The organism is Siminovitchia fordii DSM 16014 = CIP 108821, assembly GCF_000374565.1.
Classification (GTDB): Bacteria; Bacillota; Bacilli; order Bacillales; family Bacillaceae_C; genus Siminovitchia; species Siminovitchia fordii.
The window spans coordinates 16,593-28,678 of the sequence record NZ_KB894718.1 but is presented as its reverse complement, the minus strand read 5'-3'; the positions used below and the strand labels follow the sequence as shown (position 1 = coordinate 28,678).

Sequence of the window (12,086 nt, the reverse complement as noted above, 5' to 3'; positions counted from 1 at the left end):
AAAGTGAAGAGTATTTCTACAAATTTGAAGAGTATTTCTGAAAAGTGAAGAGTAATTCTCGAATGTGGAGAGTAATTCTCGAAAGTGAAGAGTAAATCTCGAAAGTGGATAGTAACTCTCGAAAGTGAAGAGTATTTCTCAAAAGTAGAGGATATTTCTCGAATTCGAAGAGCTACTCCTCATTTGAAGAATATTTCTTGAATATCTCGGAAAAGGGCATATCAGAAAAATATAGTCACGGGGAGCGTTGACAATGACAAAGGTACGTTCTGTAGGAGATGCAGTTACATGTATTAAAAGCGGTTCTTCTTTGATGGTCGGCGGATTTGGAGGAATTGGGAATCCTCCAACTTTGATTAAAGCTATTTTGGAAAATGGTATTGATGAATTGACTTTGATCTGTAATGATGCCGGATTTCCGTATGTAGGGATCGGTCAGCTCATCACGGAGGGAAGGGCATCAAAGCTTGTCGCATCTCACATTGGGTCTAACCCGAATGCGGGCAAGTTCATGCATGAAAATAAATTGGATATAGAGTTTTCTCCCCAGGGGACACTGGTCGAGCGGATCAGGGCAGGCGGGGTTGGATTAGGCGGGATTTTAACTGATATTGGCGTGGACGGACTTGTCGCTGAAGGCAAGGAAAAAATGATAGTGGATGGGAAACCCTTCCTAATTGAAAAGCCCCTCACAGCTGATGTTTCCATCGTATATGCGAAAAAAGCTGATGAGTTTGGGAATTTAATTTTTGATAAAAGTGCAAGGAATACCAATCCGTTAGTGGCGATGGCAGGAACGCTCACGATTGCGGAAGCGGATGAAATTGTTCCGGTCGGAGAGCTGGATCCAGAAGAAATTGTCACACCTGGTGCGTTTGTGGACATGGTGGTAAAAAGCGAAGGGGTGAACTGGACATGGGCATGGGAGTAAGTGTACGTGAAGCGATTGCAAAGAGGGCTGCGGAAGAAATCAAGGATGGAATGGTTGTCAATCTCGGAATCGGTATACCGACTTTGGTGGCTAATTATATTTCTCCAAATATAAATGTCATGTTTCATGCTGAAAACGGCGTTCTGGGTACTGGGCCGGCTCCCCAAAAAGGTGAGGAAGATGCGAATTTATGTAATGCAGGGGGGATTCCGATGACTATCGTACCTGGGGCTTCCTATTTTGACAGCACCCTTGCATTTGGCATTATCCGTCGGGGTTTGCTGGACGTTACAATCTTGGGAGCTTTTGAGGTTAGTCAAAATGGTGATTTGGCGAATTGGATTGTTCCGGGAAAAATTGTGTCCGGAATGGGCGGTGCAGTTGATCTAGCGCAAAAAGCCAAAAAGGTGATTGTGCTAATGAATCACACGGACAAACATGGAAATCCAAAGATTGTACGTGAATGCACGCTGCCGCTTACAGCCGAAAGATGTGTCAATCTGATTATTACAGACATGGCTGTTATCGAAGTCACTAAAAAGGGATTGAACTTAATTGAAGTGAAAGAACCATACACAGTGGACGATGTCATCAATGCTACAGGAGCGGAACTTCATATTGCTGATTTTGTAAAATAGCAGAATATCTACGATGGAAAGAGCGGGATTAAAAATAGATGGCTAACCAAGTCCGGTTTGGGGAACGGATTACACCATCTCTAATTTTTATAAATAGAGCGGAGGGGATTCACGATGCAGGATGCAGTGATTGTAGCCGGCGTCAGAACGCCGGTGGGTGCCTTTGGCAAGTCATTGAAAAAGGTGGAAGCCGCAGAACTGGGAAAACAAGTTTTAGAACAGCTAATGAAAAAAACAAGTCTACATAAAAGCAGTGTGGAGGAAGTGATCTTCGGACACGGATACGTGCACGGCGGCGGATTAAATTCGGCTAGAATAGCGTCTCAACAAGCAGGCTTCCCCAAAGAAACACCTGCTTATGTCGTAATAAAAGCATGTGGTTCAAGCTTGAAAGCCATCACAAATGCGGTGGCGGCCATTCAAACTGAGCAAAACGAAGTCATTGTTGTCGGCGGAACGGAAAGCATGAGCAATGTTCCTTACATCGTCAAGAGCCGCTGGGGTTCCAAGTTTGGTAATATTATAATGGAAGATGCACTGATGGCAGATGGTCTGGTTTGCTCACTTGGAAATGAACATATGGGTATGACAGCTGAACGATTAGCTGAACAATATGGAATTTCGCGTGAAGAACAAGATCAATTTGCTTATGATAGCCATGTGAAGGCAGCGAAGGCGATCAGGGAAAATAGGTTCTTGGATGAGATCATCCCTGTTGAACTCTTGACACGGGAAGGGAAACAATTTTTTACAACAGATGAAAGTGTAAGGGTATCCATTGACAAGAAAAAGCTGTCGACATTAAAGCCGGTTTTTAAAAAGGACGGTTTCGTCACAGCTGGAAATGCGTGTCCCATGAATGACGGGGCTGCGGCATTACTAATGATGTCTGCTAAACGGGCGGAACAAGAAGACTTGCAGCCACTCGTCAAAGTAAAAGCGTATGCAAGTGCCGGGGTGAGCCACACTGTTATGGGGATTGGACCTGTCCCTGCGACTAAAAAGGCACTGGAAAAAGCGGGACTGACAATGGATGATATTGGATTGATCGAATTGAACGAAGCTTTTGCTGCCCAAGCGCTTGCTGTCATCAAAGAGCTTAACCTAGATGAAAGTCGCGTGAACGTGAACGGGGGAGCGATTGCGCTTGGCCATCCTGTTGGTGCGACGGGCGCCAAATTAAGTGTCACGTTGATGCATGAAATGATCCGCTCGAAAACAAAGTATGGATTGGTCACAATGTGTATGGCCGGAGGCATGGGGATTTCTGTTATCTATGAAAATATGACGTTATAAGGAGGTATAGTCGTGACAGTAAAGGAAAATATCAATCAATGGATAGATGAAAACAGACAAGCTCATTTAGCGTTTTTACAAAAGTTAGTACAACTGGCAAGCACTCAGGGGAATGAAAAAGAAGTTCAGGAAAATGTGGCACGGTTTTTAAAAGACCTTGATCTGGAAGTGGATGTTTGGAATCTGGATGGTGAAAGGTTGAAAAAACATCCTTATTTTTATTCGAATCGTGAAACATTCGAAAGTAGTCCGAATGTCGTAGGTGTCCTAAAAGGTACAGGCGGCGGAAAATCCATTATTTTAAATGGGCATGTGGATGTTGTCCCGGAAGGTGACCATGAACAATGGGATAAAGGGCCTTACAGCGGGGAAATCGTGGATGGAAAAATGTATGGCCGTGGAGTTACGGACATGAAAGGCGGCAATACTTCATTGATGATTGCCCTTAATGCGATCAAGTCATTGGGAATCCGTTTAAAAGGTGACGTCATTTTTCAAAGTGTTGTAGAAGAAGAAAGCGGTGGAGCTGGAACCCTGGATGCCATCCTTAAAGGGTATAAAGCGGATGCCGCCATTATTCCGGAGCCTACTAACATGAAAATTTTTCCGAAACAGCAAGGTTCCAAATGGTTCCGCCTCATCGTAACGGGTAGAACAGCCCATGGGGGTACAAGGTATCATGGGGTAAGTGCGATTGACAAGTCGTTTATTGTGACCCAACATGTGATGGAATTGGAAAAGATCAGAAACGACCGCATTACAGATCCGTTATACGATAAGATCCCTATCCCGGTTCCAATTAACATAGGGTCCATTAATGGCGGCGATTGGCCATCTTCCGTTCCGGACATTGTGGAATTGGAAGGACGAATTGGCATTGCGCCAAATGAAACAATGGAAGAAGTCCAGGCTGAAATGGAACAATGGCTGGAAAAGCTGGCAGAGAAGGATGGTTGGTTCAAAGACCATCCCGTTGAAGTCGAGTGGTTTGGCGCAAGATGGGTCCCTGGAGAAATTGAAACAACCCATCCTTTGATGAGCTCACTAATTGACAATTTTAAAGGAGTGGTTGGAGAAGATCCGGTTATCGAAGCGGCCCCCTGGGGAACAGATGGCGGACTCCTTTCGCAGGTCGGCGGTACACCCAGTGTTGTATTCGGACCTGGAATAACAAGTCTCGCCCATTTTCCGAATGAAGCCATTGAGGTGGAAAAAATATTTGAAGCAGCGAAAATCATTGCCGCGACGATTGTGGACTGGTGTGAAATTGAATAGGTCAAAAAAAAGCAGTCAGGGGAAAAATTCTCTGGCTGTTTCATTGATTTTTTTAAAAGATAAATCATCGTTTGAATGAACTTCCTTCATGGGTTCTACACCTTTTGTTTATACTGAAATAGTAATTTACTCTGGACAAACTTCGGTTAATGCTGCATAATAATTCATTGTTATGGATTTTTAAAAGTTATCCTGACATAGGTTTTTATACGAAAGGTGAGAATATATGAATCCTCCAGATAAAGGGAGTTCTTCAAGGAATACAGCGATATCATTGAAGTCCTATTCTCCTGTCCAATATTTAAAATTCATCATCCCGTCTTTGATTGGAATTTATTTGTTTATGGTGCCGATGAGAACAGAGGAAGGGATTACGATTCCGGTTGCGTTTTTGGCAAATGCTATTAATAACCTTTTTGTTCATTATGTTCCGATTGTTGCAACATGGTTGATGATCCTTTCAGTTACGTTGTCTATTATCGCCAGGGTAATCAAACCGGCTTTCATCATGAAAAACTCTTTTCTTCGCACTGTTTTTCATGTGTCCAATAATTGGGTAATCATTCGCATTTTGGGTACAATTTTTGCTTTTATGGCTGTTTATCAAATCGGGCCGGAGTGGATCCGCAATGAAAATACTGGCGGCATGTTGGCGTATGATTTGATTCCGATATTATTTACGACGTTTTTGTTGGCTGGATTTTTCCTGCCGCTGCTGCTGAATTTCGGTTTGCTTGAATTATTTGGCGCCTTGTTGGCCAAGGTTATGCGGCCTTTATTTAAAATTCCCGGCCGATCATCGCTTGATTGTTTGGCTTCCTGGGTTGGCGATGGAACAATCGGTGTACTTCTAACTTCCAAGCAGTATGAAGGCGGTTTTTACACGAAGAGAGAGGCTGCCGTCATTGCAACGACGTTTTCCGTTGTATCCATCACTTTTACTATTGTGGTAAACCAATATTTGCATCTTGAAGATTATTTTCTTGAATATTATGCGACGATTGTTGTTGCAGGCTTGGCAGCTGCCATTATTATGCCGAGAATACCTCCGTTATCCAGAAAGCCGGATACGGGATATGAGCATACAGAGTTAAAAGCGGAGGAAGGAATTCCGGCGAATGTAACGCCATTCAAATGGGGAATGAACGAAGCTATTTTACAGGCTAACAGAAATAAAAATGTATCATCCATTGTAAAAGAAGGTTTTAGAAACGTCATCGAAATGTGGCTTGGCGTTATTCCGGTGGTGATGGCGATTGGGACAGTCGGTGTGATGATCGCGGAGTATACCCCAGTGTTTAAATATTTGGGAATGCCGTTTATTCCGATCCTCTCTGCCCTGCAAGTACCGGAAGCTGCCGCTGCTTCGCAGACGATGATCATCGGATTTGCGGACATGTTTCTGCCGGCTATCATCGGAAGCAGCATTGGAAGTGAAATGACCCGCTTTGTCATCGGCTGTGTATCCGTTACGCAGCTCGTATATTTATCGGAAATGGGCGGATTGTTGCTAGGATCCAAGCTGCCTGTCAATCTGAAGGATCTTATTTTGATTTTCTTGTTAAGAACGGCGATTACATTGCCGATTGTTGTGTTGATTGCGCATTGGATTTTTTAATGGATTGAAAAGTAATGAGAGACGATCGGTATAGTGCCGATCGTCTTTTTGGTTAAATAGAAGGTGTGATCCAAAATTTCCTACTTGGACTTAAAGGATCGGAAAATACTCCAACGAAGCTGATTTATGGTCCGAGAAGCTCGGTTCTTGTGGATGCCGGCATCCACAAGGGAATAACGGTTACAGTTTTATAAGTCCCGAGCGGAGTTTAAGGAGGTGCTGGCTGCACTTAATAAATAATTCAAAAAGTATATCATGGTTTAATCTAAGCTGCGAATAATGTGGAAACAAAAAGGCGAGGTCCAGTTTTCGCAAACCCCCGCTTTCGATTCCTGGTTACTTAAATATCTCATCTAACTCTTCATAGTCTGTTTGCACATCCAGACTTTTAATAGCATTATCAAAATGCCTCTCCAAAGTTTTTTTTAAGGCTTCTACATTTTTTTCCCTCATTAATTCAACGATTTCTAAGTGTTCTTTATAACCATATGGTTGCGGAGAATTTTCTTCAAAGAAAATGTCAAAAAGGATTAGATAAATGGAGGTTTGATTAATTAGTTTTTCTATGAATTCATTTAAAAATATGTTCCCGCTTCTTTTGGTAATAGCCAAGTGGAAGCTTTCATTTGCTTTAACATAAGTCCTCAAGTCTTTGCTGTACAAAGCTTCTTTTTCTAATGTCACAATCTTTTCCATTCCTGCAAAATCTGTTTCTGCCAATGAATCCAGCGATTTTTGCACTGCCATGATTTCCAACTCTTTTCGCAACTCATAGGCTTGGAGTACTTCGTCCAGTGAAGGGTTGATGACAAAGGCACCTTTATTTGGAATAATTTCAACCAAGCCATCAGCTGCCAATAAATCAATTGCGCTTCTGATGGGTGTACGGCTTATATTTAGACTTTCGGAAATGACATTTTCCACTATTTGTTTGCCAGGGGGAAGCTTCCTGGCAAGGATGGCGTCTTTTAAAGTGGTATAAACGGATTGTTTTAAAGATTTTTTTTCGCTCATTGCTCATTGCCTCTTTTCATTAATTTATTGACAATTTATAATATTCGGGGTTAAACTACATATAATTGTACTACAATTTAGTTCAACAATTAAGGGGAAATTAGGAGTGAGAGGAGAAGTGTTATCAATTGTAAGCGTTATCAAAAGGGGAGGGGTTGCAAAATGAAACGATTTTCTTTTTTAGCATTGGCCATGCTATGGATGCTCTTTTTAGTGGCCTGCGGGAGCAAAGAGACAGACGGAGGCGGTGAAAAAACAGAATCCGGGGATGGATTAAAAAAAGCAGGTGTTCTTCGTGTCGGTTTTGAAGGAACATACCGTCCGTTCAATTTTATGGGTGATGACAATAAAGAGTACGAAGGATTTGATGTTGACATATCCAATGAACTTGCCAAAAGGATGGGTGTTGAAACAGAGTTTGTTGCCACCTCTTGGGACAGCCTTATTGGTGGACTCAAGTCTGATAAGTTTGATGTGATCATTGCTCAAATGACAGTTACTGACGAGCGGAAAAAGAGCGTTGAGTTTACAGACCCGTATGTGGTGACAGGTTCTGTCTTAATTACTCGTAAAGACACAGATAATATAACGAAGTTAGAAGATATTAAAGGTAAAAAAGTCGGTACGGGTACAGGAACCACCTTTGCGGAGGTTGCAGAAAGTGTTGATGGAGCAAAAGTTACATTATATAAAACCGTAAATGAATATCTTCAGGATTTAATCAATGGAAGATTGGACGTCATTATTAATGATCAGTTGTTGATGAGCTACAACATTAAGGAAGAGGAGCTGCCTGTCAAAATCACCAGCGACATATTAAATGAGGATGAAATTGCAATGGCTGTAAAAAAAGGCAATACGGAGCTTGTTGAAAGATTGAATAAAGAGTTGGCCTCCATGATAGAGGACGGAACATATGAAGAGATTTATAGAAAATGGTTTGATTCAGATCCGGTCATAAAGTAATTGATTCAAAGGAGGCCTTCATATATGAAAGTTGCTGTGTTAGGTACGGGGATGATTGGAAATACGGTTGCAAGAGAGATTGCCGAATACAGGCATATCGATCATGTGGTTGCAGTCGATGGAATAAAGGAGAACATCGAAAAGTGTTTAGATCTGACCGGTCATGAAAAGGTAAGCGGACGACATATGAATCTGGCAAATGAGAATGATATATACGAAGCAATAAAAGATGTGGACGCAGTCATTGCGTGTTTGCCGCATTCACTGAGTATGCCGGCAATCAAGGCGGCAATCCATGCAAAATGTCATCTAGTGGATCTAGTAGGAACAGAGTATGAAGAGAAAAGTAAATGGAATCAGCAAGCAAAAGAAGCAGGTGTAACGATTGTTCCCGGATGCGGCGTAGCGCCGGGAATCACAAACTTTTTAGCTGCACAAGGCATCGAGCTTTTGGATGAAGCAGAAGAAGCTATCATGATTTGCGGCGGAATTCCGAAGGATCCGCAGCCACCATTAAAATATCAGGTGGTATTTCGCCTTGAAAGTGTATTGGGACTATACACGCGCCCGGCGTTGGCAGCCGAAAACGGTGAGTTGGTCTACTTGCCTCCGTTGTCAGGAAAAGAAAAAATAACATTTCCAGAACCTGTCGGGGAGTGTGAAGCTGTTGTGACGGATGCGCACAGCACGGCATACACATTGAAAGATAAGGTAAAAAAGATATATGAAAAAACAGTCCGTTATGACGGACATTGGGATAAAATGGCTGTTCTTGCTGAACTCGGCTTTTTAGACAATAAAATAATCAGTGTGGATGATGTGGAAATCAATGCCAAAAAGCTTACGGAAAAAATATTAGAACCTCAACTGAGTGGAAAATCCGTTGAAGATATCACCGTTGTAAGGGTAACGGCAAGTGGTAAAAAGAACGGGAAGGAAACAACATATATCTGGGAAATGATAGACTACTATGACCATGATCGAGGAATCACTTCCATGGCAAAAACTACTGCTATCCCGGCAATGTTAATGATGAACTGGATTTTGACGGGCAAGGTACCGGAAACAGGCATTGTTCCGGTAGAAAAACTGATTATTGGCGACCGGTTTGGTGAATTCATTAGTGAGTTAAGAGAAAAGGGTATAAAGATCAATCAATATGAGCGAATTTCATTATAATTACAAAGACCTAGAAGGGTGGAAATCCAAAATATGAATTTTTCTGTAATCCTTGATGCTCTCCCCTCCCTTTTAAGCGCTACACTAATGACCATTGGGTTGGCTGTTATTTCAATTATTATCGCCTTGGTACTTGGTTTTTTTACTGCTTTGGCCCGTATATCAAAAGTCAAGATGTTGAGAATGATTTCAACCGTTTATGTATCCATGTTCCGCGGTACACCATTATTGGTCCAGATTTTCGTTATCTATTATGGATTACCTCAAATCGGAATAGAGCTAGAACCAATCCCCTCAGGAATTTTAGCCCTTAGCTTAAATGCCGGCTCCTATTTATCGGAATCTTTTAGGGCCTCCATTTTAGCAGTGGATAAAGGACAGATGGAAGCGGCTGTGTCAATGGGGATGACATATGGACAGGCGATGAGGCGTGTGATACTCCCCCAAAGTATTCGAATTGCCATACCGACTCTTTCCAACACATATATCATCCTAATAAAAGATACCTCATTAGTATCGGTCATTACCGTAACGGAATTACTGCAAATGTCCACACTCATGATAGCTAAAACTTTTGAACCTTTGACCATTTATTTATTGGCGGCTTCTATTTATTGGTGTGTCATCACATCTTTTACAATCCTTTTGGATCAAATGGAAAAAAGAACATCAAGGCATCTAGCTTAAAAAGGGGGTGGGATGGTTGGAGGTTATCAAGCTTCAAAATGTCAAGAAAAGTTTTAATGGTAACGCAGTATTAAAGGATATCAGTTTATCTGTGAAAAAAAGTGAAGTAGTCGTTATCATGGGACCCAGTGGTTCTGGGAAATCCACGCTTTTACGCTGTATAACTTTTTTAGAGGAGCCGGATAACGGAATCATCAAATTGGGAGACAAAGAAGTGGAGGCTGATCTTCCCCAGAATAAACAAAGGAAAAAAGTGATAAGGGACCTTCGGCAAAACACAGGGTTTGTTTTTCAACAATTCAACTTATTCCCTCATAGAACAGCTCTTGAGAATGTGATGGAAGGCCCGATTATCATAAAAAAACAAAATCGGGAGCTGGCGAGGGAAAAGGCCGTTTCCCTTCTAACGAAAGTAGGATTGGCTGAAAAGATGAATCATTATCCTTCTCAGTTGTCGGGAGGTCAGCAGCAAAGGGTGGCCATCGCCCGGGCACTTTCAATGGAACCGATGGTTATGCTTTATGATGAACCGACCTCGGCTTTGGATCCGGAGCTTGTACGGGAAGTACTTCAAGTCATGAAGGGGTTAGCAAAAGAGGGGATGACCATGGTTGTGGTGACACATGAAATGTCCTTTGCGAGAGATGTGGCGGATCGGGTCGTTTTCATGGACCAGGGTATCATCATAGAAGAAGGGACGGCAGCACAGATCTTTAACAATCCGAAAGAAGAGAGGACAAGGACATTTTTGCGGGATGTCAACGAGGAAGAGGCTGTGATGAATAAGGGGTAGCTTTTTGTTCCATTCTGCCAAAAAAATGCAGAAATGCAGGTGCTTCCACCTGCATTGTTTGCGTTTTGACACGGAAAGGAACTGTTTAAAAGGAGTCTTAAATCTTGGTATTCGACTTTTTTGCCCGCTCTTCAAGCTGTGTCTTCGGTGCCTGATTTGCAATGTCCTCGGTCAATCCTTGCGGGTTCACGCTTGTAACGACTCTCTTTTTACTCCTTATATTATCATCACGCTTCATGATTACACCTCCAGTTCATATTGTGAAACCCATCCGGAATTTTATTCTTTTGGCATTCATTTTTTGTTACACTTTTAATTAAGCTAGTTTACATAGAAGGGTTGTGGACGTATGAAAGTAATCGTGATGGGATCAGGTATTGTGGGAGCCAGTGCGGCATATCATTTGGCAAAAAAGGGAGTCGAAATTGTAGTTGTGGATCGTTGTCATGAAGGGCAGGCAACGGCCGCAGGTGCTGGGATTGTCTGTCCTTGGTTAGAGGAGGAGCCTGACCGGTATGCGCTTTATAAGGCGGGGGCTTGTTATTATCCGACGTTAGTTTCCATGCTGGAAGAAGACGGCGAAAACAATCTAAGCTATGCCATGGTGGGGGCTTTGGCGGTTAGCAATGATAAAGATGAATTAAGTAAAATTGAACGGGAACTTGAAAAAAGGAAAGTGGATTGTCCTGAAGTCGGGGAGGTACGGAGATTATCCCCCGAAGAGGCGCAAGCTCTTTTTCCACCGTTAAGAAGTGATTTGGAAGCTGTTTATATTGGGGGAGCAGCCCGTGTAGATGGAATTTTATTGAGAGATGCCCTGAAAAGGGGAGCAGAAAAGCATGGTGCAGAGTTTTTATCCGGAGAGGCCAGTCTTACCGTAAAAGAAGGAAAAGTAACCGGAGTTCATGTTAATGATCAATTTATTACTGCTGACGCAGTGATTGTTGCAGCAGGGGCGTGGATGTCCCGGTTGTTGGAACCGCTGGGATTAGATGTATATGTGGAACCGCAGAGGGGGCAGATTGTTCACTTACGCATTCCGGAACAGGATACGTCTGAATGGCCGGTCATCATTCCGCAAAGCAGCCACTATTTGGTTTCGTTTGACGAATCAAGGGTGGTTGCTGGTGCAACAAGGGAAACGGGCTCCGGGTTTGACTACCGCGTGACAGCAGGAGGGGTAAAAGAAGTGCTCGATGAAGCGCTATCCGTTGCCCCTGGACTTTCAGACGGAACGGTTGATGAAATCCGTGTGGGATTCAGGCCATTTGGAAAAGATGGTTTGCCGTTACTCGGGGAGATTTCCTCTGTAAGTGGGCTGGTCATCGCCAACGGATTAGGTTCTTCGGGCCTGACGATGGGGCCTTATGTCGGGATGACTGCAGGAAGTTTGGCACTCGGTGATGATGTGAAAATGGATATTTCGGCGTATGATCCATTGAGAGAAAGTTGTCATGTAAAATAAACAGCATTTTTGAAGGATATATTGAAAGATTACTGTTAAATGGCACAAAGTTTACTTATGATGAAGGCTTATCATAGGCAAGGTACTCAAGGTTCCAGACATCATTCTATGTAATTGGACCATTAAACCAAACAAAAGCCTTGTTGCGAATTTTTCAATCAAGCTCAAGTGAAGCGTGATTAATCTGGAAATACTAATGAACGCGGATTAGAGGCATCGACTAA

The 12,086-nt window shown here is 42.7% G+C and carries 12 protein-coding genes; 10 read left to right on the top strand and 2 right to left on the bottom strand.

Translation table 11 applies throughout. From position 1 onward, the window contains the following. Positions 1-253 precede the first annotated feature (253 nt). The 5 genes from C509_RS0122125 to C509_RS0122105 all read left to right on the top strand — a co-directional run bounded on the left by C509_RS0122125 (position 254) and on the right by C509_RS0122105 (position 5,758). On the top strand, positions 254-931 hold the full coding sequence (locus C509_RS0122125) for a CoA transferase subunit A (RefSeq protein ID WP_018709130.1): 678 nt from the start codon (positions 254-256) through the stop codon (positions 929-931). Continuing rightward, positions 916-1,569: a 3-oxoacid CoA-transferase subunit B gene (locus C509_RS0122120; protein WP_018709129.1), complete on the top strand. Its 654-nt coding sequence runs from the start codon at positions 916-918 to the stop codon at positions 1,567-1,569. Before C509_RS0122125 ends, C509_RS0122120 begins: the two co-directional genes overlap by 16 nt. Positions 1,570-1,683: 114 nt before the next feature. Further along, positions 1,684-2,865 carry a thiolase family protein gene (locus C509_RS0122115; protein WP_018709128.1) on the top strand — a complete coding sequence of 394 codons (1,182 nt, stop codon included), beginning with the start codon at positions 1,684-1,686 and terminating at the stop codon, positions 2,863-2,865. Positions 2,866-2,877: 12 nt separating this feature from the next. Further along, the gene (locus C509_RS0122110; RefSeq protein ID WP_018709127.1) at positions 2,878-4,140 is read left to right on the top strand and encodes a peptidase; all 1,263 of its coding nucleotides are present in this window, start codon (positions 2,878-2,880) and stop codon (positions 4,138-4,140) included. 226 nt (positions 4,141-4,366) lie between these two features. Further along, complete coding sequence (locus C509_RS0122105) at positions 4,367-5,758, top strand: YjiH family protein (RefSeq protein WP_018709126.1); 1,392 nt, start codon at positions 4,367-4,369, stop codon at positions 5,756-5,758. A 336-nt stretch (positions 5,759-6,094) separates the two neighbouring features. On the opposite strand, the gene C509_RS0122100 is transcribed toward C509_RS0122105, so the two are convergent. Then, a complete protein-coding gene (locus tag C509_RS0122100) occupies positions 6,095-6,772 on the bottom strand; it encodes a GntR family transcriptional regulator (protein WP_018709125.1) in 678 nt (225 codons plus the stop codon). 162 nt (positions 6,773-6,934) lie between these two features. Between C509_RS0122100 and C509_RS0122095 the strand changes: the two genes are divergently transcribed. The 4 genes from C509_RS0122095 to C509_RS0122080 are packed head-to-tail and all read left to right on the top strand — an operon-like array spanning position 6,935 to position 10,397. Next, positions 6,935-7,738 carry an ABC transporter substrate-binding protein gene (locus C509_RS0122095; protein WP_018709124.1) on the top strand — a complete coding sequence of 268 codons (804 nt, stop codon included), beginning with the start codon at positions 6,935-6,937 and terminating at the stop codon, positions 7,736-7,738. 24 nt (positions 7,739-7,762) lie between these two features. Then, positions 7,763-8,917 carry a saccharopine dehydrogenase family protein gene (locus tag C509_RS0122090; RefSeq protein WP_018709123.1) on the top strand — a complete coding sequence of 385 codons (1,155 nt, stop codon included), beginning with the start codon at positions 7,763-7,765 and terminating at the stop codon, positions 8,915-8,917. A 33-nt stretch (positions 8,918-8,950) separates the two neighbouring features. Beyond that, on the top strand, positions 8,951-9,604 hold the full coding sequence (locus C509_RS0122085) for an amino acid ABC transporter permease (RefSeq protein WP_018709122.1): 654 nt from the start codon (positions 8,951-8,953) through the stop codon (positions 9,602-9,604). 16 nt (positions 9,605-9,620) lie between these two features. Next, a complete protein-coding gene (locus tag C509_RS0122080; RefSeq protein ID WP_018709121.1) occupies positions 9,621-10,397 on the top strand; it encodes an amino acid ABC transporter ATP-binding protein in 777 nt (258 codons plus the stop codon). Positions 10,398-10,494: 97 nt separating this feature from the next. On the opposite strand, the gene sspL is transcribed toward C509_RS0122080, so the two are convergent. Further along, complete coding sequence (sspL, locus tag C509_RS25805) at positions 10,495-10,635, bottom strand: small, acid-soluble spore protein L (protein ID WP_018709120.1); 141 nt, start codon at positions 10,633-10,635, stop codon at positions 10,495-10,497. Between the two features lie 111 nt (positions 10,636-10,746). On the opposite strand from sspL, the gene C509_RS0122070 reads away from it, so the two are divergent. Then, positions 10,747-11,862: an NAD(P)/FAD-dependent oxidoreductase gene (locus C509_RS0122070; protein ID WP_018709119.1), complete on the top strand. Its 1,116-nt coding sequence runs from the start codon at positions 10,747-10,749 to the stop codon at positions 11,860-11,862. Positions 11,863-12,086: the final 224 nt, after the last annotated feature.

Excerpts from the sequence above, each read along its gene's own strand:
- C509_RS0122125 (WP_018709130.1), top strand. The coding sequence starts at position 254 with ATGACAAAGGTACGTTCTGTAGGAGATGCAGTTACATGTATTAAAAGC.
- C509_RS0122100 (WP_018709125.1), bottom strand. The coding sequence starts at position 6,772 with ATGAGCGAAAAAAAATCTTTAAAACAATCCGTTTATACCACTTTAAAA.
- C509_RS0122070 (WP_018709119.1), top strand. The coding sequence starts at position 10,747 with ATGAAAGTAATCGTGATGGGATCAGGTATTGTGGGAGCCAGTGCGGCA.
- C509_RS0122120 (WP_018709129.1), top strand. The coding sequence starts at position 916 with ATGGGCATGGGAGTAAGTGTACGTGAAGCGATTGCAAAGAGGGCTGCG.
- C509_RS0122095 (WP_018709124.1), top strand. The coding sequence starts at position 6,935 with ATGAAACGATTTTCTTTTTTAGCATTGGCCATGCTATGGATGCTCTTT.
- C509_RS0122115 (WP_018709128.1), top strand. The coding sequence starts at position 1,684 with ATGCAGGATGCAGTGATTGTAGCCGGCGTCAGAACGCCGGTGGGTGCC.
- C509_RS0122105 (WP_018709126.1), top strand. The coding sequence starts at position 4,367 with ATGAATCCTCCAGATAAAGGGAGTTCTTCAAGGAATACAGCGATATCA.
- C509_RS0122090 (WP_018709123.1), top strand. The coding sequence starts at position 7,763 with ATGAAAGTTGCTGTGTTAGGTACGGGGATGATTGGAAATACGGTTGCA.
- sspL (WP_018709120.1), bottom strand. The coding sequence starts at position 10,635 with ATGAAGCGTGATGATAATATAAGGAGTAAAAAGAGAGTCGTTACAAGC.
- C509_RS0122085 (WP_018709122.1), top strand. The coding sequence starts at position 8,951 with ATGAATTTTTCTGTAATCCTTGATGCTCTCCCCTCCCTTTTAAGCGCT.